Here is a 23,481-nt window from a genome sequence, read left to right as displayed (position 1 = left end):
CCTCAGATCGTGCGGGCGGCGGTCGTGTCGGTGCGCGGCGTGAAGGAGTCCGTCACCGGCGCCTCGTCGGAGTGCTGCGGCGCGAGCCAGGTGCAGAGGCCGGCGAGGAGCGCCATTCCGATGAACATGAAGATGACCGACCAGACGCTGCCCGTCCACGCGATGAGCATGGTCGCGAACCAGGGCGAGAAGCCGGCCCAGATCGCCGCTCCCACGCCGTACGACAGGGCGATCGACGTGTAGCGCGCCTGCGGGCGGAACATCTGCGCGAGGATCGCGGCGATGGGCGCGTAGGTGGCGCTCATCGCGATGCGCACGAGCGACGCCAGCAGGAAGATGACGGGCTCGACCTTGCCAGGCAGCACCAGCATGAACGGCACGAACGTGAGCACCGAGGTCACGAGGCCGATGTACATGATGTTCTTGCGGCCCCACTTGTCGCCGAGCCACGCCACCGGCAGCGTCACGACGAACTCGATGAACGAGGCGATCGTCATGGCGTCGAGGATGAGCTGCGGGCTCATGCTGATCGGCTCGCCGGTCGCGTACGCCGTCGCGAACGTCGTCGCGAGGTAGTAGCCCCCGGTCGAGATGGGCAGCAGGCCGATGCCGAGGAGGATCGGCTTCCAGTTGACGCGCAGCGCGAACGCGAGGGGCATGGTCTGCTTGCGACCCTCGACCTTCTGCTCGAAGACCGGCGACTCCTCGACGCGGTACCTCACCCAGAAGCCGACACCCACCAGCACGATCGACAGCAGGAACGGGATGCGCCATCCGCCGTTCATGATGAAGTCCTCGCCGAAGCGCGACATGATCGCGAAGATGCCCGAGGCCAGCAGCGCGCCGGCGGGGTTGCCCAGCTGCGTGAAGCCGCCGTAGAACGTCTTCTTTCCGACCGGGGCGTGCTCGACGCTCATGAGCACCGCACCGCCCCACTCGCCGCCGACCGCGAGGCCCTGCAGCGCGCGCAGCAGGATCAGCAGGATCGGCGCCACGATGCCGATCGTCTCGTAGGTCGGCAGGCACCCGACGAGGACGGTCGCGACGCCCATCAGCAGCAGCGTGATGACGAGGGACACGCGCCGGCCGAGCTTGTCGCCGATGTGGCCGAAGATGATGCCGCCGAGCGGGCGCACCAGGAAGGCCACGGCGAACGTCGCGAACGCGGCGGCGGTCTGGGCGAGCGGGTCGCCGCTCGGGAAGAAGAGCGGTCCGAACACGAGGGCGGCGGCGGTCGCGTAGACGTAGAAGTCGTACCACTCGATGGTGGTGCCCACGAAGGCGGCGATGCCGGCGCGCCGCGCCCTGCTGGTAGTGGAAGTCATGACCGCTCCTTTGCGGATGTATCGGGGATGCGATGAAGGCTAAGGAGGAACGGATGCTGCTGGCAAGGGCAGAACTCCAGCGCTGGGCTCGATCGACTGGGGTTCTGTAGGAGTGTTCGCGCAGAATCACGCGTTGCGTCCTGTGGAGGTGGATCTAGACTCGGATTCTGCGCACGAGGCCGTGCGTTCTCAGGGAAATCGACGAATTCGAGGATCGCGATGGATTTCGACGCCGAACTCATCCGTGAGCTGCAGGTCGACGGCCGCGCGAGCATCCACACGCTGGCGGGTCGTCTCGGCCAGTCCCGCGCCGCCGTCTCCGCGCGGCTCAACGCGATGCTCGCCGACGGCACCGTGCGGGTGGTCGCCGCGGTAGACCCGGTGTTCCTCGGGCAGCACGTGCTCGCTCACGTGTCGATCCGCACGCAGGGCGGTGTCGAGCCCGTGGCGCAGCACCTGCGTGGGCTGAGCGAGACGGTGCTGGTCTCGGCGGTCGGCGGCGCGTACGACCTCGTCACCGAAGTGCGACTGGGATCCATGCCCGCGCTGCACGACCTGCTCGCGCAGATCCGGGCGCTGCCCGGCGTCGCCGACATCAACACCCTCATCTACACCGACGTCGTCAAGGGGTTCTTCGTCTCGGAGTACCGCGGCGACGTCACCATCGACGCCATCGACACCGCGCTCATCGAGCAGCTGCAGCGCGACGGCCGCAAGAGCTACCGCGCGCTGGGCGAGGCGGTGCGCCTCTCCCCCTCCGCAGTGACGACCCGGGTGCAGCGGCTCGTCGACGGCGGGGTCATCAAGATCAGCGCCGTCGAAGCACGCGGGCTGGTGCACCGCCAGCTGTCGATGGGCGTCGGCCTCAACCTCGCCGGCACCGACGACCGCGTGACGGAAGCCCTCCGCACGTGGCGCGGCGTCGACTTCGCCGCGCGCACCCTCGGCCGCTTCGACGTCGTCACGACGCTCGTCGAGCCGTCGGCCGGCGCGCTGTACGCGAGCCTCGAGCGGATCCGCGCGATCCCCGGCATCTCCGGGGTCGAGGCGTGGTTCCACCTCGCGGTGCTCAAGGAGGACTACGCCCGAACGCTCCGGCCGGCGGGCGGCGGCATCCCGCAGCCGCTGGGATCGATCGCCGGGTGAGTGGACGGGTCATTCTCCGGCGAGCGCGGCGATCAGAGCGCGCTCGACCATCGCCCGCGGCATGCGCGGCACCTCTGTGGCCAGGGTCCCGAAGGTCGCCGGGTCCCAGTCGAGCTCGAGCGCCGCGTTCACCGCGAGGAGCACATCGGTGAACCGCTCGACGCCATCGAGCGGCAGCATCCCGCTCAGCAGACGCGCACCCCGCACGGCGCGCTGCGAGGTTCCGATCAGCTTGATGGCGCCGCGCGCGTTGATGCTGAACTCGCCGGGACAGTACTCCCCCGGGACGTCACCGACTCGGGCGTCGACGCCGAGTCCGCGCATCGCCACGACGAGCGCGTCGCCGATCTCGCGGAAGAACCTCGTTTGAGCGACCGAGCCCTCGGCCTCGCGCGTGATCACGTCGAACACGATGCAGGACTCGTCGTACGCCACCGCGCGCCCACCCGTGGGACGAACGGCCGGGGTGAAGTCGCGGACGAGCGACGCCTGCCGAGCGGTCTCGAACCCGGGCATGCGGCTCTCGCGCCGGCTCATCGCGACGGTCGGGACCGGGCTGTAGATCCGCACGACCCGCGGTTGCGCGATCGTGCCGTCGGCGACGGCACGAAGGAGCTCGACGGACCGATCGAGGTCGGTCGCAGCATCCGCTCGCTCCTCCTGGCGGATCACGAGCGGACTCATGAGCCTCACACTCTCACAGGTGCGCAGAATCGGCTGCGCCTCACGCAGGTGTATACCCGCCCACTCTCACTCGGGGTCATTGCCGGTGTCCCGCCCCAGACGGAACGGCGTCGTCACGCCCGCGTAGGCGAGGTGGGTCATGAGTCCCTCGGAGGCGTGCGCGAGGTTGTGGCAGTGGTCCATCCAGATGCCCGGGTTGTCGGCCACGAAGGCCACCTCGAACGACTCGCCGTGCTCGATGTTGAGCGAGTCCACCCACCAGGGGCTTCCTGTCGACGGCACGCCGTCGCGAGAGAGCACCAGCAGGTGATGGCCGTGCAGGTGCATCGGGTGCACTTCGCCGCTCCCGTTCGAGATGCGCATGACCACGACGTCTCCCTCTTCGACCATGTACATCGGCACGCTCGGGACGATCCCGCCGTTGATGGTCCACCAATACCCGGGCAGTCCGTCGAGAAAGCCGGGAAGACGGCCGATGTCGTAGTCGAAGACCCGGTCAGGTTGCTCGGCGTCGAAGCCCGCGGGCACGGGCGAGCCGTACGACAGCAGATCCACCGCCTCCCGCGGCGCCGGTGCGGTCGGCGCGTCGACGGTGTCCGACGTGATCACCAACGACGCCCCGGGGACCTGCACGCGCACCGCACCGGTCCCGGGCACGCGCACCTCGAGATCGGCGCGTCCGCCGGCGGTGATGCCCACCTTGCGCCCCTCGACCGGCGTCGGCGCATTCAGCTCTGTGCCGTCGATGGCGAGCACGCGGAAGTCGGACCCCGCCACCCACGCGACCGTCGGCGAGTTGTCGGTGTTGACCAACCGGACGCGCATGATGTCGCCGGGGTTCGCCGTCTGGTGCACCTCCCCGACCTCGCCGTTGAGCGTGCGCTGCCCGCCGGGATACGTGTGGATCATCGCGACCGCGTCGGCCGCAGCATCCGCCCCTTGTTCGGGTTCGAGCACGAGCGCCCCGAACAGGCCGCCGATGACCTGGGAATGAGACACCTGGTGCGAGTGGTACCAGAACGTGCCGACCTGCTCGGCGACGAAGCGATAGGTGAAGGTCTCGCCGGGTCCCACGGCATCCTGCGTGACGCCGGCGACGCCGTCCATCGCGCCCGGCACATCGACGCCGTGCCAGTGCGCCGTGATCCCTTCGGGGACGTCCTCGTTGCGCAGCTCGACCTCGATCAGCTGCCCTGCTGTCGCGCGGATCGTCGGGCCCGGAGTCTGTCCGTTGAGCGTGAACCCGTCGAACGGCTGACCTCCGGCCGGGGTGATCCTCTCAGCGCGCGCGACGAGCTCGACCCGCACGTCGGCGGGCCGGTCGGGGTCGGCGGTCAGAGTCGTGACGTCGGCTTCGGGCGGCTCAGCCGGGTCGGGCACGTCTTCCGCGAGGGATGCCGCACCCGCCGCGTGCGCGGTGTGCGCGGCGGCGTCCGCATGATGGCCGACCTCGGCGCCTCCGCCGAAATCGGGCCTTCCCATCGACATCACCGAATACGACCCGGGAAGGACGCTGGTCCACCACGCCCACGCGACGAGGAGGAGAGCGAGCACGCCCACGATCGCGCCGAGCCGACGGGCGAGACGCGCCCATCGGCTCGGCGCGATCGTCTTCTCAGGCCGTGGCACCGGTCGTGCTGGGCACCGAGACGGCACCGGCCGGCTCGACGGCCCGACGCTTGGCGTTGAGCCCCGCGAGCAGTGCTGCCGTGAAGAGCAGCAGCGCGTTCATCCCGTGCAGGAATCCGAGGAACGCGACCCCGTGCCCGAGCAGGCCGAGCGTGACCTGCAGGACGACGAGCCCGAACACGACGACCGCGTACACGACGCCGTGCGGCACCTTGGCGAAGAACGAGATGATCAGCAGGATGAGGGCCAGGGCTGGGATCACGAACATGCCGTTCATGCCGTGGATGATGAAGCCCGTGACCTCCGGGAACGGCGGCGGGCCCTCGACGGCGGTGCCGTCGACGACTCCCCCTTCCGCGAGGTAGACGCCGAGGCCGGCTGAGGCCCATGCGTGCGATGCCGCCTGCAGCGCGACGAGCCCGCAGATGACGAACGCGATGATCCGATACGTGATGCGCATAGCTGCTCCCTTGTTGACGGGTGTCCGTCGACAAAGGAGCGTCCCTACCGCTGCGTGATACATCCCGCCTAGGCTGACGACGTCGGAGGAGGTTCCCATGACCGTCGACATCGAGGTCGTCCCGCTGGACAAGCCGGACGACGTGAACGTCATCGTGGGCCAGTCGCACTTCATCAAGACCGTCGAGGATCTGCACGAAGCGCTCGCGGGGGTCGGCGGAACGCTGCGGTTCGGCGTCGCGTTCTGCGAGGCATCCGGTGCCCGACTCGTGCGTCGCACGGGCAACGACGATGATCTCGTCGCGCTCGCCGTTGATGCGGCGCTGGCGATCGGCGCGGGGCACGCGTTCGTGATCATGCTCCGCGACGGCTTCCCGGTGAACGTGCTCAACCAGGTGAAGGCCGTGCCCGAGGTCTGCTCCATCTACTGCGCGACCGCGAACCCGGTGCAGCTCCTCATCGCCGTGACCGAGGCCGGCCGCGGCGTCGCGGGAGTCATCGACGGCGAGCCGCCGGTCGGCGTCGAGACCGAACAGGACGTCGCCGACCGCCGCGACCTGCTGCGCGTCATCGGCTACAAGCTCTGACGGCGGCCTCGCCGGCGGATCGGCGACCGCCCGCATGCCACTACCGTCGAAGGGGCGCGGTGGTGCGCCGGCCGGGGAGGATCGCAGATGGATCATTTCGACACGATCGTGGTGGGCGCGGGGGTCGCGGGCCTGACCGCCGCCCGCCTGCTGGCCAAGGAAGGCCGTCGCGTCGTGGTGCTCGAAGCCCGCGACCGGGTCGGCGGCCGCGTCTCCACCGACCGGCACTTCCCAGGGACCGTGACCGACATGGGTGCGTCGTGGATCCACGGCATCACCGACTCCCCCGTCGCCGCGGCAGCCGCGGCGTTCGGCATGCCCATGGTCGAGTTCACCGTCGGCGGCTATCAGCCCGACAGCCGCCCGATCGCGTACTACGGCCCCGACGGGATTCGATTGACGGATGCTGCCGCCCAGGCGTACATCGACGACATCCACACCGTCGACGCCACGCTGCGGGAGGTGGTCGCGGCTTCCGCACGCGACGCGTCGTATCGCGACGTGACCGAGGCCGCGCTCGCGGCGCAGGGCTGGGACGCGGAGCGCACGCAGCGCGTACGCGAGTACCTCGAGCACCGCTCCGAGGAGCAGTACGGCGCCTGGATCGAGGACCTCGCCGCGCACGGCCTCGACGACGACTCCATCGACGGCGACGAGGTGGTGTTCCCCGAGGGGTACGACCGCCTGCCTCGGCGGCTCGCCGAGGGGCTCGACATCCGTCTCATCCATGTCGTGACGGACGTGCAGTGGTCGCCCGAGGGAGTCCTCGTGACGACCGACCGGGGTCTGTTCGCCGCCGACGCTGCGATCGTCACGGTGCCGGTCGGCGTGCTCCAGTCGGACGAGTTCGTCATCGAACCGCCGCTCCCCGAACCGGTCGCCGGGGCGCTCAGCAGGCTGACGATGAACCGTTTCGAGAAGGTGTTCCTGCGGTTCCCGTCGAAATTCTGGGACGACGACGTGTACGCGATCCGTCAGCAGGGGCCCGAGAGCCGCTGGTGGCACTCCTGGTACGACCTCACCGCGCTCCACGGCACACCGACGCTGCTCACGTTCGCGGCCGGACCCGCGGCTGTCGAGACGTGGGACTGGACCGAGGACGAGATCGTCGAGTCGATCCTCGTGCAGCTGCGGCGCCTGTACGGCGACCGCGTCGAGACGCCCACGCACGTCCATGTCACGGACTGGCAGGACGACCCGTGGTCGCACGGCTCGTACGCCTACATGACGGTCGGATCGACGACGGCCGATCATGACGACCTCGCGACGCCGATCGGCGGGGTGCTGCACCTCGCCGGCGAGGCGACGTGGACCGACGACCCGGCGACCGTGCCCGCGGCGATGTTCTCCGGCCACCGCGCGGCCGAGAACGTGCTGGGACGCAGCATCCCCATCGAAGGAGCCTGGACCGACTGACGGATCCCGTCGATCTTGTGGCGGGGTGTCGGGAGTGCGATTCTGCACCTGAGCCCACGAACGTGGACCGCCCTGACCTGGGAGGACGATGAGATGCCCGCGTCCAGCCCATCACCGCAGGGCGATGTCGTGGTCGATCTCGCGGCGCTGTCGGCCGGTGACCTCGCAGCCGTCGGCGGCAAGGCGGCGAACCTCGGCGAACTGATCCGTGCCGGCTTCGACGTGCCGCCCGGCTTCTGCGTCACGACCGAGGCGTACCGGCGCGCGGTTCGCGGATCGGCCGTGGAGTCGGGGACGATCACGGATGCCGCAGCCGCCCGCGAGGCCGTGCTGGAGGCGCCGTTCCCCTACGAGGTGGCCCAGGCGGTGCGGGAGGCGTACGACCGCCTGGAGCCGCGGGAGGGTCCCGTGGCCGTGCGGTCTTCGGCGACGGCGGAGGACCTGCCGGGGGCGAGTTTCGCGGGCCAGCAGGACACTTATCTCAACGTGGCCGGCATCGACGAGGTGCTGGATGCCGTCCACCGCTGCTGGGCGTCGCTCTGGACGGATCGGGCCGTCGCCTACCGCACCGCGCAGGGCATCGACGGCGCGGGCGTCGCGCTGGCGGTCGTCGTGCAGCGGATGGTGGATGCCGCGTCCGCCGGCGTGCTGTTCACCGCCGATCCGGTGACCGGCCGCCGTCGGCAGGCGGTGCTCGATGCGGCGCGCGGCCTCGGCGAGTCGGTGGTGTCTGGCTCGGTCGACCCGGACCACTTCGTCGTCGACACGGCGACCGGGCGGATCCTCGAACGCCGCGCCGGCGGCGACGGCGGCCGGGCAGCGAGCGTGACCGATGCCCAGGTGCGCACACTGGCCGCACTCGGCGACCGGGTCGAGCACGCGTTCGGGAGTCCGCAGGACATCGAGTGGGCGTTCGACGCCGACGGGCACGCCTGGCTCACCCAGTCACGGCCGATCACCACGCTGTTCCCGGTGCCCGTGCGAGACGCGCCCCTGCCCGCTGCGCATACCCGCGTCTACTTCTGCGTCAGCCTCGCCCAAGGACTGCACCGACCGATCACGCCGATGGGCATCGCCGCCTTCCGGGTGGTCGGCTCAGGGTTCCTCGACCTCATCGGTCGCCGTCCCGCCCGGATCGCCGACGGACCCGGAGCGTTCGCGATCGGCGGCGACCGCATCTTCGTCGATGCGACACCCGTCCTGCGATCTGCCGTAGGCCGCGAGATCATGCCGCGGGCGCTCGACGTGATGGAGGCGCGGTCCGCCGTCGTGGTGCGTGGGCTCTTCGCCGACCGGCGGTTCTCCGTGCTGCCCCGGTCACGACGGCGCTTCGCGCGCGGCTTGCTCCATCTGGCGGTCCGCATCCGTCTCCCGCTCCTGATCGGGCAGGCGCTCGTCAGTCCGGCGGCGGCGCAGCGGCGGGTGGAGCGGCTCGCCCGCGAGGTTCGTGCGCGGGAGATCCCGTCCGGCGGCGACATCCCGACGCGGGTCGACGCGGTGGTCGATCTGCTCTTCCGGGCGATGCCGCTCGCGCCGCGGAGCCTGCCCGGCGCGCTCGTCGGATTCGGGATGCTCGGACTCGCCGGTCGCCTGCTGCGCGGATCGACCGAGCCGGGCGACCTGCAGACCGTCCTCCGCAGCGCGCCCGACAACGTCACGACCCAGATGGATCTCGAACTGTGGGACGTCGCCGTGCGAGCGCGACGCGACGCGGAATCGGCGGCGGCGCTGCGCACCCGCGCGCCCGAAGACCTCGCCGACGCCTACCGCGCGGGCGGCCTGCCCGCCGTGCTGCAGCGCGCGATGGCGAACTTCCTCGCGCGCTACGGCCACCGTGCCGTCGCCGAGATCGACCTCGGCATGCCGCGGTGGGCCGACGACCCCACCCACCTGTTCGGCGTGCTGTCGGGATACCTTCGCCTCGACACGGATGCTGCGACCCCCGCGCAGCACTTCGCCGACGGCGCGCGCGACGCCGAGGCGATGGTCGAGACCCTCATCGGTCGTGCGCGCCGTCGAGGCCCCCTTCGCGCCACCGCCGTCGGGTTCTGCCTGCGGCGTGCCCGGGCGCTCGTCGGCATGCGCGAGATGCCGAAGTTCCTGATGATCACCGCGATGCGCCCGGCCCGCACGGAGCTGGCCGGCATCGGCCTCGAACTCGCCGCGGCGGGACGGATCGCGGATCCCGAGGATGTGTTCTTCCTCGACTTCGACGAGGTCGCGCAGGCCGCGGCCGGAACCGACATGCGCGCGACGGTGCGCGTGCACCGGGACCGATATGACGCCGAGCTCCGGCGCCGCCACGTCCCGCGCATGCTGCTGTCCGACGGGACGGAGCCCGAGGCCGTCGGCACCGCCGCCGCCGCGGATCAGCCGGGGGCACTGCGGGGCACCCCGGCATCGGCCGGCACCGTCACCGCGCCCGCGCGCGTGATCCTCGACCCGGTCGGGGCGCGCCTGGAGCCCGGGGAGATCCTCGTAGCTCCTTCGACTGATCCCGGCTGGACGCCGCTGTTCCTCACGGCAGGCGGTCTGGTCATGGAGATGGGCGGCGCCAACAGCCACGGCGCCGTCGTCGCGCGGGAGTACGGCATCCCCGCAGTCGTCGGTGTGCCTCGCGCGACCGAGGCGATCACGACGGGCGTCGACGTGACCGTCGACGGCGCTTCGGGCGTGGTGACTGTGACACCCGCACATTGACACGCACCTCGAGATCGACTTAGTTAGGTGAGGCAACCCTAACTGAAGGAGTTCTTCCCCGTGCTCGACCTGCTCACGCGTTCCACCTCCGACGCCTACCGCACCCTCATCGCGCAGACCTCGGCGCAGGTCGCCGACCGGTTCGAGAGCACGACGCAACCGTTCTCGGGCGCCTCCCGCTCCGAACTGCAGCGGCTGGTCGACGACGTTCCTCTCGACGGCGACGGCGTGGGATCCTCGGAGGCCGTCCGCGAGATCGACGAGCTGTTCCTCGAGCACGCGGTGTGGTTCCATCACCCGGCCTACGCCGCCCACCTCAACTGCCCGGTCGCCCTGCCCGCGGTCGCTGCCGAGACCGTCCTCGCGGCCGTCAACACCTCGGTCGACACCTACGACCAGTCCGCCGTCGGCACGCTCATCGAGCGGCGGCTCATCGCATGGGTCGCCGACCTCGTCGGCTTCACCCGCGGCGGCGGCGTCTTCACCTCCGGCGGCACGCAGTCCAACCTCCACGCCCTGCTGCTCGCCCGCGAGGCCGCGCTGGCGGCCACCCCCCTGCCTCGGTCGCGCGCGATCGCCCGGCTCGCGATCTTCGCGACGGCGTCGAGTCACTTCAGCGTCGGCAAGTCCGCACTCCTGCTGGGGCTCTCCGACGACGCCGTGGTCGAGGTGCCCGACGACGGAGAAGGACGGATGGATGCCGCGGCCCTGAGGCTCGCGATGCGCGAGGTCGCAGCATCCGGTCGCCTTCCGATGGCTGTCGTGGCGACCGCCGGCACCACCGACCGCGGCGTGATCGACCCCGTCGCCGCGATCGCGGACGTCTGCGACGAGTTCGGCGTCTGGCTGCACGTGGACGCGGCGTACGGCTGCGGGCTGCTCGTGTCGCCGCGCCGCCGGCACCTGCTGGCGGGCGTGGAGCGCGCCCGGTCGGTGACCGTCGACTTCCACAAGAGCTTCTTCCAGCCGGTGTCGTCGAGCGCGATCCTGGTGCGCGAGCCACGCGACCTGGCGGCCGGCGCCTGGCACGCGGACTACCTGAACCCGCTCGAGAACGACGAGCCGAACCAGGTCGACGTCTCGCTGCAGACCACGCGCCGCTTCGATGCTCTGAAGCTGTGGGTCACGCTGCGAGCCCTCGGCGCCGACCGGATCGGCGAGATGTTCGACACCGTCATCGACCTCGCGGTGGCAGTCGGCGATGAGATCGCGGCGGATCCCGAGCTCGACCTGGTCGGCCGGACGCAGCTCAGCACCGTGCTGTTCCGCGTGCGCCCCGAGGGCGTCGACGACACCGCGCGGGACGCGCTCGTGGCCGGCGTGCGAAGGGTGCTGTTCGAGTCGGGACGGGCGCTCGTCGCGAAGACCGTCATCGATGGGCGCCCCTGTCTCAAGCTCACGCTGCTCAATCCCGAGACCACGATCGACGACATCCGTCAGATCCTCGCGATGGTGAAGGATGCCGCCACCACCCTCGCCGGCATCGCGCCCGAGTTCGACGAGGCTCTCGCGGGTGCGGAGGCGTCCGCATGAGCGCGCACGTGCACGACATCGTCGGCGTCGGGATCGGCCCGTTCAACCTCGGGATGGCGTGCCTGGCCGAACCCACCGGGCTCGACGCGGTGTTCCTCGACCGCGCGGACGGCTTCCGCTGGCACCACGGCATGATGATCGAGGGCGCGACGATCCAGGTGCCGTTCCTCGCCGACCTCGTCACGATGGCCGATCCGACGTCGCCGTTCTCGTTCGTGAACTGGCTGAAGCAGACCGGAAGGCTCTACCCCTTCTACATCCGCGAGAGCTTCTACGCGCTGCGCACCGAGTACGACGCGTACTGCCGGTGGGCGGCCGGGCAGCTTCCGAACCTCCGGTGGAACCACGAGGTGATCGCCGTCGAACACGATCCCGCGGACGACGCCTACGTCGTGCGTGCGATGCGCACCGACACCGGCGAGGAGCGCGAACTGCGCGCGCGGCACGTCGTGCTCGGCGTCGGGACGCAGCCGGTCATCCCGCCGGCCCTCCGCGGGCTCGACGGCCCGGTGATCCACAGCTCGGAGTACGTGGACCAGCGCGCCGTGCTGCAGGCATCCGGGTCGATCACGGTGGTCGGCAGCGGCCAGTCCGCGGCGGAGATCTACCGCGATCTGCTCGAGGGCGCGCGGGACGGCGGTTACCGGCTCGACTGGGTGACACGGTCGCCGCGATTCTTCCCGATGGAGTACACGAAGCTCACGCTCGAGATGACGTCGCCCGAGTACACCGACCACTTCCACGCACTCCCGATCGGCATCCGACAGCACCTCGGCCGCGAGCAGCGGAGTCTGTACAAGGGCATCTCGGCCGATCTCATCGACGACATCTACGACACGCTCTACCGGCTGAGCGCCGACGGTCCCGTGCCGACGACGCTGCTGACCGACACCGAGGTGGTGTCCGCCGAATGGGATGGCGCTCGGTACCGGCTGCAGCTCCGCCACGCCCAGCTCGACCAGGAGCACGTGCGCGAGACCGCGTCGCTCGTGCTCGCGACCGGGTACGCGGCCCAGACGCCGCCGTTCCTGTCACCGATCGCCGACCGCCTCGACCACGATGTGCTCGGCCGCCTCGCCGTGGCGCGCGACTACAGCGTCGACGGCGGCCGGGGCCGCGTGTTCGTGCAGAACGGCGAGGAGCACACGCACGGGCTCACCGCCCCCGACCTCGGCTTCGGCGCGTGGCGCAACTCGTCGATCCTCGCCTCGATCACCGGCGGCGAGGTCTATCCGATCGAGCGTCGCATCGCCTTCCAGGACTTCGGCGTACCGGCCGACGTGCCGGCGACGGTCGGTGCCGCCCGATGACGCCGGCGATCTCCATCGTTCAGGCAGACCCGCGAGGCGACGCCCCCGTGCTCCGGCAGTGGTTGGCCGATCCGCACGCCGCGTTCTGGGGCATGGGCGATCTCGACGTCGACGCCGTGCGCGCCTACCTCGCCGGCGTCGCGGCCGACCCGCGTCAGCAGGCCTGGCTCGGCCTGGTCGACGGCGTGCCGACGTTCTTCGCCGAGACGTACGACCCGGCAGAGGTGCTGCTGCGCGGCATCCACGATCCGCTTCCGGGCGATCTCGGCATGCACGTGCTCATCGCCCCGCCCGACGGCGAACCGCGCCACGGCCTCACCGACGCCGTCTTCGCCGCCGTCATGAGGTGGTGCTTCGACGAGCTCGGCGCGCAGCGCGTCGTCGTCGAACCCGACGCCCGCAACGACCGCATCCGGCGCAAGAACCTCCGCGCCGGCTTCACCGAGCTGCGCTGCGTCGACATCGACGACGGCGACCACACCAAGACCGCGGTGCTCTCCGTCTGCACGCGCGACGACTACGCCCGCTCCGAGCTCGGCGCCCGCACCCGCACCCGCACCCGCACGAACAGGGATCCCCGCATGACCGCCCCCGCCGCCCACCTCTCCCCCACGCACTTCGCCCGCGCCCAGCGCCACCTCGTCGCCAAGGCGATCGCCGAGTTCAGCCATGAGCGACTGCTCGCTCCCGAACCGACCGTCGACGGCTGGCGCATCGTCGTATCCGGCGCCGACGTGCAGTACCGGTTCGAGGCGGTCCGCACCGAGCTCGAGCACTGGGTGCTCGACGAGGCGAGCCTGATCAGGCTCATCGGCGGCGAACCTGCCGAGCTCGACGCACAGGAGTTCATCCTCGAACTGCAGCCGGTGCTGGGCCTCTCCGATCAGCTGCTGCCGATCTACCTCGAGGAGATCGCCTCCACCCTGGCCAGTGCGGCGTTCAAGATCGCCCAGGGCGGGCCGTCGGCCGACGAGCTGCTCACCGCCGATCTCCCGACCATCGAGTCCGCCATGACCGAGGGACACCCGGGGTTCGTCGCGAACAACGGGCGGATCGGCTTCGGCGTCTCAGCGCACGCCGCGTACTCGCCGGAAGCCGGTCGGCCGTTCCACATGGTGTGGCTCGCCGCGCGCCGATCGACATCGCATCTGGCGCTCGGCGCGGGGCTTGACGAGGCATCCCTCCTCTCCGGCGAGCTCTCCTCCACTGAGCGCGCGCGTTTCGCGGAGCGGCTGACCGAGCTCGGCGAGGACCCCGCCGACTTCCACCTGCTTCCGGTGCACCCGTGGCAATGGGAGAACCGCATCGCGATCACCTTCGCCCCCGACGTCGCTCGCCGCGACCTGGTGCTGATCGGCGAGAGCGACGACGACTACCGCGCGCAGCAGTCGGTGCGCACGATGTTCAACGCGACGCACCCCGAGCGCCACTACGTGAAGACGGCGCTGGCGGTGCAGAACATGGGGTTCCTGCGCGGACTCTCCCCCGCGTATATGCGCGTGACGCCCGCCATCAACGACTGGGTCGCCGAGCTCGTCGCCGGTGACGCCACGCTCCGCGGCGCGGGGTTCCGCGTGCTGCGCGAACGCGCGTCGATCGGGTACACCGGCGACGCGTACCACCGCACTCCGACGCCGTCGGCCCACCGCAAGATGCTCGCCGCGCTCTGGCGCGAGAGCCCGATGCCGCTGATCGCGCCGGGCGAGCGGCTCGCGACCATGGCGTCGCTGCTGCATCGCGACGCGAACGGGCGCTCGTACGCGACGGCGCTGGTGCGGGCGTCGGGGATCGACGCGACGACATGGGTGCGCGCCTACCTGCGGGTCTACCTGCGCCCCCTCGTGCACTGCCTGCGCGCGCACGACCTCGCGTTCATGCCGCACGGCGAGAACCTCATCCTCATCCTCGACGGGCACGTGCCCACCGGCGTCTTCATGAAGGACATCGGCGAGGAGGTCGCGCTGCTCGCCGACCGCGCGGTGCCGGATGACGTGCGCCGCATCGTGTCGCCGGTCGACGACGAGGAGAAGGCCCTCGCGATCTTCACCGACGTGTTCGACGGCGTGCTGCGCCACCTCGCGGGCATCCTGCACACCGACGGCACGCTGCCCGAGAGCGAGTTCTGGCGGATCGCCGCCGAGATCATCGACGAGCACGAGGCGCAGCATCCGTCTCTCGAGTCCCGCGTGGATCTGCGGGCCGACGCGTTCGCGCACTCGTGCCTGAACCGCCTGCAGCTGCGCAACACGCTGCAGATGGTGGACCTCGCGAACCAGTCGGCGTCGCTGATGTACGCGGGGGCGCTGTCGAACCCGGTCGCCCGCTGGCGCGTCGGCTCGGCCGCGGTGCGGGAGCCTGTGGGAGTCTGACGCCATGGCGGAGGTCTATCGCGACCGCCTCGGCATCCCCCACCTCCGTGCGACGGACGTCGGGGACCTCGCCGAGGCCCAAGGAGAGGTGACGGCACGCGACCGCGGCTGGCAGATCGAGGTCGACAGGCTGCGGGCATCGGGGCGGCTGTCGGAGCTGATCGGCGAGGCGGGCGTGGCGTGGGACGTCTTCGCGCGGCGCGCGCGGCTCGACGACACCGCGCGCCGGGCGCTTTCGGGGACGGATGCTGAGACCCGCGCATTCGTGACCCGCTATGCGGCGGGGGTCCGGCGCGGGATGGCCGCGGTCGGGGCGGGTGCGATCGAGTTCCGGACGCTCGACGAGGTCTTCGCAGACGCGCGCCCGCTCGAGCCCTGGGCGGACCACGACCCGCTCGGCGTGCTGCATGTGGCGCACGCGCTGTTCTCGACCTTCCCGCTGATGCTGTGGCGTGAGCACGTCGCCGCGACGCTCGGCGACGCGTGGGTCGACGTGTTCGCGGGGTACGGCGACGGCGGTGACGAGACGCTGCCGACATCGGGAAGCAACGCCTGGGCGCTGCACGGCTCGCGGACGGCGAGCGGGATGCCGCTGATCGCGGGCGACCCGCACCGCATCTTCGAGCTGCCCGGCGTGTACCAGCAGGTGCGGCTGGCGTGCGACGAGTTCGACGTCGTCGGGCTCGCGTTCCCCGGCGTGCCCGGGGCCCCGCACTTCGGGCACGCGGGCGACGCGGCGTGGGGCGTGACCAACGCGATGGCGCACAGCGTCGATGTGTTCCGCGAACGGCTGCGAGGGGTGCGCGGCGGCTACGAAGCGCTCGGGCCGGACGGCTGGCGCCGTGTGGATGTCGAGCGTTCGGTGATCCGGGTGCGCGGGGGCGACCCGGTCGACATCGAGGCTCTCGAGACGGAGCGCGGCACGGTGGTGACCGAGCTCTGCGCCGACGGCGACGAGCTGGTCGGGTGGAGCGTGCGGATGCCTGCCCGAGCGAACGCTGATCTCGGGGCCGGTGCGCTCCTCGGTCTGCTGCGAGCGCGGTCCGCGTCCGATGTCGTGGCGGCGTTCGGGCGATGGGTGGACCCCGTCAACCGCGTGCTCGCCGCGGACCGCGACGGTGCGGTGCTCGCCGCGACGGTCGGAGTGACGCCGGACCGACCGCGCGCGGAACGGCGACTGCCGTTGCGTGCCGAGTTGACCGAGACGGCGACGGATCGAGCGGGCGCGCGCCCACTCGTGGTGAACGACACCGCGGTGGATGCGAACGAACGGCCGGGGCGCGCCGAGATCGACCTCGGGTGGGCGTACTCCTCACCACACCGGGCCGGTCGCATCGGCGTGCTTCTCGAGGAACGGCGACCGGGGTCGGTGGACGAGTTCGCGCCCCTGTGGGGCGACACGGCGAGCGGATCGGCGGCCGCCCTGCTCCCGTTCGTACCGCGCGGGGCTCTGCCGCCGCCGGCGACCCAGGTGCGCGACGCGCTCCTGGATTGGGACGGACGGATGGACGCAGCATCCGTCGCCGCCGGCATGTTCGCGGCATGGCGAGCCGCCCTCGTGAGACGCGTCGCCGCACACCCTGCGCTGGCGGCTCTGCACACGCCGCACGGCTTCGGCGCGGTCTTCGACCCGTGGTTCGGGGTGACCGGCCAGGTCGCCGCGGCGCTGGCTCGGCTGCTCGCGCACCCTGCGTTGCGTGACGACGTGGACGCCTTGACAGCCACAGCGCTCGACGACGCCGCCGACACGGCCGAATGGGGCGCGACGCATCGCCTTCTTCCGGTGCACGTGCTCGCCGACGTGCCGGGTGCGACCGACCCGGGCGCGCACCTCGACGTGCCGCTGTCGGGCGACGGTGACACGGTGCGGTGCACTGGCTCGACTCCGGGTGTCACCGACCGGTCGTGGCGCGGCTCGGTCGCCCGCTGGGCGTGGGACCTCGCCGACCGGGAGAACAGCCTCTGGAGCGTGCCGTTCGGCGCCGCCGGCGACCCCGCTTCACCGCACTTCGCCGACCAGCTGGCGGGGTGGTCCGACGTCCGACCGGCACGGGTCGTGACCGACTGGGCCCGCCTCCGCCCCGACGCCCCGACAGGAACCTCATGACCACCTTCACCACCGACCGCCTCGTGAGCGGACCCGCCGGCACCGTCGTGCACACGGCCGACGATCCGGTGCTCGGTCTCATGGAGATCGCCGTGCTCGACCCCGTCGCCGACCTCGAGGTGATCCACCGCTGGGTGACCGCGCCGACGGCCCGCTTCTGGGGTCTCGGGGATCTCACCGCCCCGGAGCTCGGCGAGCTGTACGCCTATGTCGACGGGCTCTCCACCCATCACGCGTTCGTGATCCGGCGCGACGGCCTGCCGATCGTGCTGCTGCAGACGTACGAGCCCGAGAACGACCCGCTCGGCGAGGTGTACGACGCGCAGGCCGGGGATGTCGGCACCCACTTCCTCCTCGGCGACCGTGGCGCACCCGCGCGCGGCTTCACCACCCGCGTGGCGCACGTCATCACCGGGTTCCTGTTCGCGCAGCCCGCAGTCGAGCGCATCGTGATCGAGCCCGACGTCGGCAATGCGCGCGCCGTCGCCCGCGCGCGCCTGTCCGGGTTCACCCTCGGCCCGCAGGTCGAGCTGCCCGGCAAGTCGGGGCAGCTCGCGTTCCTCACGCGGGACGCGTGGGAGTCGGACGGGGCGCGCCCGTAGCGGTCAGCTCCGCAGGCCGACCTTGGGCTTGGCCCACGAACGGCCGCGGGTGTCCTTGAGGATGTCGTACTCGACGTCGACGTGCGGCTCGATGGCGCTGTACTTGTCGTTCGGCGCCCCGATCACGAGCTGGAAGCCGAGGCCGCGCCAGGCTCCGATCGCGCGCTTCGTGAAGTGGGCGTCGGCCTTGATGAGCGCCTCGTCCATGAACACGGGCGCGTAGCGCGGGCGCGCTGCGCCGGCGTCACCGAGCTGATAGCGCAGGGCGGCACCGACGATGAAGGCGATGAGCTCCTGCGATTCGCCGCCGGACTTCTCGCCGATGTGGTCGTAGAGGGCGACGTGCTGCTTGGTCACGGCGTCGACGCGCTCGGCGCTGACGCGCACGTGGTTGCGCACGTCAATGAGGTCGCCGAAGTCGGGGGCGGAGCGCCGGATGTGGCCGATCAGCTTCGACATCCGACGGTAGACCTGCTCGCGCTCGTCGTCCGTCGAGGCCGCCTCGATGAGCGCGCGCACCTCTCGCAGCTCACGGCGGAAGCGCCGGCGCGCCTCGGACTGGTTCTCGCGCGTCGTGATCTGCAGGCGGTGGTCGTCGTCGTAGAACGGCAGGTCCTGCATGATCTCGTTGATCGGCTCGATGCGATCGCGGATCTCGCGGATCGACCGGCTCAGCGTCGAGTCGAGGTTCGTGAGGTCGTTGCCCGACAGCTTCAGAAGACTGTCGCGCCACTCGGTCTCGAGCTCGTGCAGGCCGCTCGTCCGGAGTGCCTCGAGGATCCGCTCGAAGTCGTCGATCGACTCGTCAGGATCGGGCAGGAGATTCGGGTTCGGCCAGCGCTCGAGGAAGCTCACCATGATGCGCCGCACGCCGTCGCGCTGCTGCTCGAGTGCGTCCCACGCCGCACGGCGATCCTCGGCGAGCCGCTGCGCGGCCGTCGTGAGCGCCGCGACGAACGCCGCCAGCGCATCCGACGCGCTCACCGGCCGCGACGTCTCAGTCAGGCGGAATCGGTCATCGAGGAACGCGTTCTGGTCGGCGCTCAGCATCCTTCCCGCGTCTTCCGCAGCGTCGACGATGGTCTGATCCGAGTCGACGTCGTCGATGACATCGCTCCACTGCGATTCGATCTGCTCGCGTTCGACCGTGGTGCGCGCGATCTCTTCGCGCAGGCGCGCCGCCTTGCCCTTGGCGGCGGCGATCTGCCCTTGCACGCGGGCGATCTCGGGGTTCGATGCCGTCACGTCGTCCTGCACGGCGAGCCATCGGTCTCGCTCGGCCGTGACGGAGGCGACGTCGACCTGCTCCCAGGTGAGATCACGGAGCTTGGCGAACACCGACATGCGCTCGTCGACGGCATCCAACGCGGCGTCCGCCCGCTTGCGGTTCTCGGCGGAGCGTGCGAGCCGGGCACGCGCCTCGTCGAGCTGCCGCTCCAGGTCGGCGATCCGTCGGTCGTTCGAGAACCCGAGCACGTTCTCACGGCCGTGGCCGCCGTGCGCCCCACGGCTTCCCTGCGAGATCTGGCCGGTGAGCGTCAGCGCCATGCGATGGCGCGAGAGGTCGACGGCGGAGTCGACGCACACGAAGCCGAAGCGGTCGGCGAGCCGCTCCTGCAGCCAGCCGGTGAAGGGCGTGCTCTGGTAGTCGAGACGCCCGGGCAGTGTGGTCGTGTCGAGCCGGTCCGCCTCGTCGAGTCCGGCGTGCACGCCCTCGTAGCGCAGCCGCACCGGCGTGCGCACCGCGTCGATCGCCGTGCGGAAGCGCCCGAGCTGCTCCACATCGATGAGGAGCGTCGTCGCGAAACCGCCCAGCGCGAGGTTGAACGCCTCCCGCCACGGCTCGAACTCCGTGCGCACCTCGATCAGCTCGCCGACGAAAGGCAGATCCTCGATCTCGATCCCGGCCGCGCGCGCGACGAGCTCGCGCGATTCGTGCAGTGTGCGCGGAATGTTGCCCTGCAGCCCGGTCGCGCGTCGCACCTCGGCCTCGAGCTCGGCGATCTCGCGCGCGGCGGACTTCTCCGCCGAGATCGCCTCGGCGTACTCAGCGCGGGCGCCGCCCTTCGCGTCGCGGTCGGCGAGCGTCTCCCGGGCGCGATCCACGAGGGCGGTGAACGCCGCGTGCGTGGTCGCCTCCTCGCCGATCGCGCGGAGGTCGGCGTCGAGCCCCGCGCGCCGGCTCTGCGTGGCGGTCAGCCGCCGCTCGACCTCGCGCAGCTCGCGCTGCGCGGTCTCGAGCCGGTCCCCGCCTGAGAGCCGCAGCACCTCGACGAGCCCGTCGCGCTCCGCCTCGGCGGCGTCGGCGAGTGCACGGTTCTCGCGCAGCGAGGTGTCGGCGGCGTTCTTGCGGTCGCGCAGCTCCGTCTCGACCTCGCGGAGCAGGCCCAGCCGGCGGTCGGCGCGCCAGAGCGTCGCGAGCGAGGAGGGGTCGGAGAACTCCCCTACCTCGTCGATCAGGCGCACGCGCTCCGCCGCCGCCGCGATCTTCTCGCGCAGCTCGCGGATCGGCTCGAGGGCGCCCACCTGCTGGCGCGCCGTCAGCATGCGCGTGCGCGTGCTCTCGAGGCCGTCGAAGTGCGCGACGACGGCATCGGCCGTGGTCATCGTCTCGGGCTCTTCGAGCACGAGGCGCTTGTACAGGTCGTCGACCGTCGTGATCTGCTGACCGGCCTGGATGCGGGCGAGCAGGCTCATCGCCTTGGCCCCCGCCCCGGCCGCACCGATCCCGAGCACCGCGTGCAGCCGCGCCGAGAACTCCCGATCGGTTCCCACGGGGTCGAGCCCGGCGTTCTTGATCGAGAGGTCGGAGAGCCGCAGCGCCGCGGCCTGCTCGAGCGAGCTCAGGTCGAACGCCCGGTCCGTCGTCGCACGGACGCGCACGGTGTCTTCGAGCACGCGCGCGCCGGCCGGGATGTACCAGGCGCGCACCGCGGTGAAGCGGGAGCCGTCGTGATCGATCCATGTCATGGCCACGGCAGTCCACGTGTCCTCGCCGTCGCCGCGGAGCACACGGATCTTCGTGCCGTCCTCGGTGCGCGACTCGTCGAGCTTGCCGCGCCCGTACGACAGGATGTTGCGCTGCTCGTCGCCGCGCGGCCGACCCGTCACTCCCCCGTTCGACGCGCCGTTGAACGGCGTCGTGTGGGGCATCATGAGCGCGATGTACGCGTCCATCAGCGTCGACTTGCCCGAGCCCGACCCTCCGCACAGGAGGGTCGCCTCGGGCGAGAACCGCACGCGGTGCGCGCCGTCGTAGCCTCCCCAGTTGACGAGCTGGAGGTCCTCGGCGAGCCACTGCTGCCCGCGCGATGCCGCCGGAATCAGCCCGAACAGCGTGTCGAGCATCGTCACAGCGCGGCCTCCTCGAGTTCGGGGTCTTCGAGATCGGGAAGCGGACCCTGCGTGCGCAGCCAGTCGCGCAGCTCGCGCAGCTTCTCCGCGCTCAGCACGATCTCGACAAGGGGACTGATGCGGAATCGGCCCGTGGTCTCCTCGTCGACGATGCCGTCGCGCGCGAGCCGGTCCATCGCCTTGCGGATGGACCGCTGGCGGCGAGCGGTGTCGCCGTCGGCGTCGACGAAGTAGCTCATGACCGTCTGCTCGACGTCCTCGATGTCGACGCGCGCCGCGGGCTCCCCCGCCGCCGACTCCCGCTGGTAGACCGTGCGCAGGTGCACGAGCACGAGCGTCTCGGAGCGCGTGTACGCGGCATCCCGGAGCAGGATCGGCATCTCGAGCTCGTCGGAGCGCACCTGCTGCTTGTAGGCCACCCCGCGGTCGTGGTCGACCACGAGGCGCACGAAGAGATCGTTGAGGCGCGACTCGATGAGCTGCTGGTTGTCGAGAAGCACGGTCCACTCGTCGCGGTTGCGGTCCGCGAGCAGGAACCTCCGCTGCAGGACGTGCACGAAGACGCGCCGCACCGCCGGGTCGAGGACGCCTCGGTCGCCGGGGAACAGCTCGTCGAGGTCGTCTTCCATCGCGGCCGGGGCGATGAACGCCTCGCCCGCATCGACGTCGCCGGCGTCGAGATCGCGGGCATCGAGATCGCTCTCGGTGGCGGTCTCAGTCATCGTCGTGCTCCTTCGCGGTGCGGGCTGTCACGGACCCGAACGCGAACCGTCGCGTCGTCCCGTCGGGGCGCAGGGCTTCGACGACGGATACCCCATCGCCTTCGCTCATGCCGTTGCGGTGGGCGATCTCCAGGAGGCCCACGAGGTCGACCGGGCGTCGGGCGTCGTCGTCCGCTCCCTGGAACGCGTCGCCCAGGTCGAACTCGTCGCCGAGGCCGGCGACGTACGCCTCGAGCTCGGCGTACCGAGGTCCGCCCCACGCGCGGGTGTCAGCATCCGTGAATTCCGCGTCCTCGTCCGAGGCCGTGAGCGGAGCCGGCGCGCCGGGAGGACGGATGTCGCTCACCGACTGCCGCAGATGCCCGATGTCGGCCATCGGCAGACTGCGCAGCGGCTCGACCGCGGCGTCGGACGACGAGCTGCGCGTCCAGGCCTGGAGCCCCGACATGACATCGCGGAGCAGGTCGTCGACCTGCCGGTCGCGGATCGGGTCGTGGGTGCGGACCTGCGCCGTGATCACGCGCGAGGCGCGGCGCTGAGCCGTGAGCACCTCCTCGACGCCGAGTTCGACCCGGCGCCCGATGGCGTCCAGCTCCTTGCGCTGCTCGCCGTCCATGAGGCGCGTGAACGGCTGCGCGAGCAGCGTGTGCAGCTGCTCGGTGAGGCTGTCGACGCGCTCCGGATCGCCGATCAGGCGGAGGGCGCCGGCGAAGGCCCGGCCCTCGGCGGTGGACTGCATGACGTGCTGCCCGCGCTGCAGGTACTCGCGCAGCACCTCGCCGGTCGGCCGGACATCACGACGGAGGTCCGCGACCACGTCGCGCTGCATCGCCTTGATGGACTCGGCGACGCGGGTGAAGTCCGCCGGCAGCTCGCGGGCGAGGTGCAGGACGTTCTCGGCCTCTTCGAGGAGCTGCTCGTCGTCGATCGGCTCGGACTGGCCAAGCTCGAGGCGGGCGATCTCGGCGTCGAGCGCATCGCGTTCCTGGATGAGGCGGGCCATCCGCACGGCGGGGTCCGTCTCGGCGTGATCGGAGAGGCGGTCGACCGCCTCCAGGAGCGTGCGGACGCGCGAGTTCGACACGCGCGTGCGGCCGCCGGCGGTGCGCCCGGTGATCTCGAGCGCGCCGACCGCGTGCGCGGTCAGCCGATACACCTCGGTGTCGCCGTCGATCTGCGGCACGAGCCAGCCGACCCGCACCCAGTAGCGGCAGATCTCGCGGGCGGTGCCCACGGGGAGGGTGCGGTCGCCCTCGTCGTAGCCCGCGGCGCGGAGCTCGTCGAGGATCTCGGCGACCTCGGCGTGCGCATCGGAGATCTCGACCGACGGGCGATCGACCGTGAACACGATCGAGAGGGCCGCGACCACGAAGGGGGCGTAGCGACCGTGAAGAAGGTCGAGGGTCGGGGTTCGGAATGCCGCCAGCGAGCGCAGATATGCCGCCTCGGCACGAGTGTTCCCCATCGCCTCCAGCCTACCCGGGGCGGGCACGGGGCCACGATTCGGAGCGGACGGAGCGGTCGTATTATTGGACTCG

At 71.2% G+C, this 23,481-nt stretch carries 16 protein-coding genes; 9 read left to right on the top strand and 7 right to left on the bottom strand.

From position 1 onward, the window contains the following. Positions 1 to 2 precede the first annotated feature (2 nt). The gene (locus tag ACEYYH_RS08380; protein WP_116193743.1) at positions 3 to 1,325 is read right to left on the bottom strand and encodes an MFS transporter; all 1,323 of its coding nucleotides are present in this window, start codon (positions 1,323 to 1,325) and stop codon (positions 3 to 5) included. A gap of 219 nt (positions 1,326 to 1,544) precedes the next feature. On the opposite strand from ACEYYH_RS08380, the gene ACEYYH_RS08375 reads away from it, so the two are divergent. Continuing rightward, on the top strand, positions 1,545 to 2,471 hold the full coding sequence (locus tag ACEYYH_RS08375; protein ID WP_374977743.1) for an Lrp/AsnC family transcriptional regulator: 927 nt from the start codon (positions 1,545 to 1,547) through the stop codon (positions 2,469 to 2,471). Positions 2,472 to 2,480: 9 nt separating this feature from the next. On the opposite strand, the gene ACEYYH_RS08370 is transcribed toward ACEYYH_RS08375, so the two are convergent. The 3 genes from ACEYYH_RS08370 to ACEYYH_RS08360 all read right to left on the bottom strand — a co-directional run bounded on the left by ACEYYH_RS08370 (position 2,481) and on the right by ACEYYH_RS08360 (position 5,244). Next, complete coding sequence (locus ACEYYH_RS08370) at positions 2,481 to 3,155, bottom strand: biotin/lipoate A/B protein ligase family protein (RefSeq protein ID WP_374977742.1); 675 nt, start codon at positions 3,153 to 3,155, stop codon at positions 2,481 to 2,483. 66 nt (positions 3,156 to 3,221) lie between these two features. After that, positions 3,222 to 4,784 (bottom strand): multicopper oxidase family protein, encoded by a 1,563-nt coding sequence (locus tag ACEYYH_RS08365; protein WP_374977741.1) that lies wholly within the window; start codon positions 4,782 to 4,784, stop codon positions 3,222 to 3,224. After that, on the bottom strand, positions 4,771 to 5,244 hold the full coding sequence (locus ACEYYH_RS08360; protein ID WP_374977740.1) for a hypothetical protein: 474 nt from the start codon (positions 5,242 to 5,244) through the stop codon (positions 4,771 to 4,773). The genes ACEYYH_RS08365 and ACEYYH_RS08360 overlap by 14 nt, the downstream gene beginning before the upstream one ends. A gap of 97 nt (positions 5,245 to 5,341) precedes the next feature. Between ACEYYH_RS08360 and ACEYYH_RS08355 the strand changes: the two genes are divergently transcribed. The 8 genes from ACEYYH_RS08355 to ACEYYH_RS08320 all read left to right on the top strand — a co-directional run bounded on the left by ACEYYH_RS08355 (position 5,342) and on the right by ACEYYH_RS08320 (position 17,867). Continuing rightward, positions 5,342 to 5,830: an adenosine-specific kinase gene (locus ACEYYH_RS08355; RefSeq protein ID WP_374977739.1), complete on the top strand. Its 489-nt coding sequence runs from the start codon at positions 5,342 to 5,344 to the stop codon at positions 5,828 to 5,830. 87 nt (positions 5,831 to 5,917) lie between these two features. Further along, positions 5,918 to 7,246 (top strand): flavin monoamine oxidase family protein, encoded by a 1,329-nt coding sequence (locus ACEYYH_RS08350; RefSeq protein ID WP_374977738.1) that lies wholly within the window; start codon positions 5,918 to 5,920, stop codon positions 7,244 to 7,246. A gap of 93 nt (positions 7,247 to 7,339) precedes the next feature. Beyond that, positions 7,340 to 9,946 carry a PEP/pyruvate-binding domain-containing protein gene (locus ACEYYH_RS08345; RefSeq protein ID WP_374977737.1) on the top strand — a complete coding sequence of 869 codons (2,607 nt, stop codon included), beginning with the start codon at positions 7,340 to 7,342 and terminating at the stop codon, positions 9,944 to 9,946. A 60-nt stretch (positions 9,947 to 10,006) separates the two neighbouring features. Further along, the gene (locus ACEYYH_RS08340) at positions 10,007 to 11,479 is read left to right on the top strand and encodes a pyridoxal phosphate-dependent decarboxylase family protein (protein ID WP_374977736.1); all 1,473 of its coding nucleotides are present in this window, start codon (positions 10,007 to 10,009) and stop codon (positions 11,477 to 11,479) included. Next, positions 11,476 to 12,789 carry a lysine N(6)-hydroxylase/L-ornithine N(5)-oxygenase family protein gene (locus ACEYYH_RS08335; protein WP_374977735.1) on the top strand — a complete coding sequence of 438 codons (1,314 nt, stop codon included), beginning with the start codon at positions 11,476 to 11,478 and terminating at the stop codon, positions 12,787 to 12,789. The genes ACEYYH_RS08340 and ACEYYH_RS08335 overlap by 4 nt, the downstream gene beginning before the upstream one ends. Next, positions 12,786 to 15,158, top strand: a complete 2,373-nt coding sequence (locus ACEYYH_RS08330) for a GNAT family N-acetyltransferase (RefSeq protein ID WP_374977734.1) — start codon at positions 12,786 to 12,788, stop codon at positions 15,156 to 15,158. Before ACEYYH_RS08335 ends, ACEYYH_RS08330 begins: the two co-directional genes overlap by 4 nt. Positions 15,159 to 15,162: 4 nt before the next feature. Beyond that, positions 15,163 to 17,265 (top strand): penicillin acylase family protein, encoded by a 2,103-nt coding sequence (locus ACEYYH_RS08325; protein WP_374977733.1) that lies wholly within the window; start codon positions 15,163 to 15,165, stop codon positions 17,263 to 17,265. Continuing rightward, entirely contained in the window at positions 17,262 to 17,867 is a 606-nt protein-coding gene (locus ACEYYH_RS08320) for a GNAT family N-acetyltransferase (protein WP_374977732.1), read from the top strand. The genes ACEYYH_RS08325 and ACEYYH_RS08320 overlap by 4 nt, the downstream gene beginning before the upstream one ends. 3 nt (positions 17,868 to 17,870) lie before the next feature. On the opposite strand, the gene ACEYYH_RS08315 is transcribed toward ACEYYH_RS08320, so the two are convergent. Genes ACEYYH_RS08315 through ACEYYH_RS08305 form a run of 3 tightly spaced genes read right to left on the bottom strand, consistent with a single transcriptional unit; the run spans position 17,871 to position 23,408 of the window. After that, positions 17,871 to 21,221 (bottom strand): ATP-binding protein, encoded by a 3,351-nt coding sequence (locus ACEYYH_RS08315; protein WP_374977731.1) that lies wholly within the window; start codon positions 21,219 to 21,221, stop codon positions 17,871 to 17,873. Then, the gene (locus tag ACEYYH_RS08310) at positions 21,218 to 21,943 is read right to left on the bottom strand and encodes a DUF4194 domain-containing protein (protein ID WP_374977730.1); all 726 of its coding nucleotides are present in this window, start codon (positions 21,941 to 21,943) and stop codon (positions 21,218 to 21,220) included. Before ACEYYH_RS08310 ends, ACEYYH_RS08315 begins: the two co-directional genes overlap by 4 nt. Continuing rightward, the gene (locus ACEYYH_RS08305) at positions 21,936 to 23,408 is read right to left on the bottom strand and encodes a DUF3375 domain-containing protein (RefSeq protein WP_374977729.1); all 1,473 of its coding nucleotides are present in this window, start codon (positions 23,406 to 23,408) and stop codon (positions 21,936 to 21,938) included. The genes ACEYYH_RS08310 and ACEYYH_RS08305 overlap by 8 nt, the downstream gene beginning before the upstream one ends. Between the last annotated feature and the right edge of the window lie 73 nt (positions 23,409 to 23,481).

Origin of the sequence: Microbacterium trichothecenolyticum (assembly GCF_041938625.1) — a bacterium.
Taxonomy (GTDB): Bacteria; Actinomycetota; Actinomycetes; order Actinomycetales; family Microbacteriaceae; genus Microbacterium; species Microbacterium trichothecenolyticum_D.
Note: the sequence above shows the minus strand (reverse complement) of the source record. Positions and strands in the feature narration are given on the sequence as shown.

Excerpts from the sequence above, each read along its gene's own strand:
- ACEYYH_RS08380 (WP_116193743.1), bottom strand. The coding sequence starts at position 1,325 with ATGACTTCCACTACCAGCAGGGCGCGGCGCGCCGGCATCGCCGCCTTC.
- ACEYYH_RS08375 (WP_374977743.1), top strand. The coding sequence starts at position 1,545 with ATGGATTTCGACGCCGAACTCATCCGTGAGCTGCAGGTCGACGGCCGC.
- ACEYYH_RS08370 (WP_374977742.1), bottom strand. The coding sequence starts at position 3,155 with ATGAGTCCGCTCGTGATCCGCCAGGAGGAGCGAGCGGATGCTGCGACC.
- ACEYYH_RS08360 (WP_374977740.1), bottom strand. The coding sequence starts at position 5,244 with ATGCGCATCACGTATCGGATCATCGCGTTCGTCATCTGCGGGCTCGTC.
- ACEYYH_RS08355 (WP_374977739.1), top strand. The coding sequence starts at position 5,342 with ATGACCGTCGACATCGAGGTCGTCCCGCTGGACAAGCCGGACGACGTG.
- ACEYYH_RS08350 (WP_374977738.1), top strand. The coding sequence starts at position 5,918 with ATGGATCATTTCGACACGATCGTGGTGGGCGCGGGGGTCGCGGGCCTG.
- ACEYYH_RS08345 (WP_374977737.1), top strand. The coding sequence starts at position 7,340 with ATGCCCGCGTCCAGCCCATCACCGCAGGGCGATGTCGTGGTCGATCTC.
- ACEYYH_RS08335 (WP_374977735.1), top strand. The coding sequence starts at position 11,476 with ATGAGCGCGCACGTGCACGACATCGTCGGCGTCGGGATCGGCCCGTTC.
- ACEYYH_RS08330 (WP_374977734.1), top strand. The coding sequence starts at position 12,786 with ATGACGCCGGCGATCTCCATCGTTCAGGCAGACCCGCGAGGCGACGCC.
- ACEYYH_RS08325 (WP_374977733.1), top strand. The coding sequence starts at position 15,163 with ATGGCGGAGGTCTATCGCGACCGCCTCGGCATCCCCCACCTCCGTGCG.
- ACEYYH_RS08320 (WP_374977732.1), top strand. The coding sequence starts at position 17,262 with ATGACCACCTTCACCACCGACCGCCTCGTGAGCGGACCCGCCGGCACC.
- ACEYYH_RS08310 (WP_374977730.1), bottom strand. The coding sequence starts at position 21,943 with ATGACTGAGACCGCCACCGAGAGCGATCTCGATGCCCGCGATCTCGAC.
- ACEYYH_RS08305 (WP_374977729.1), bottom strand. The coding sequence starts at position 23,408 with ATGGGGAACACTCGTGCCGAGGCGGCATATCTGCGCTCGCTGGCGGCA.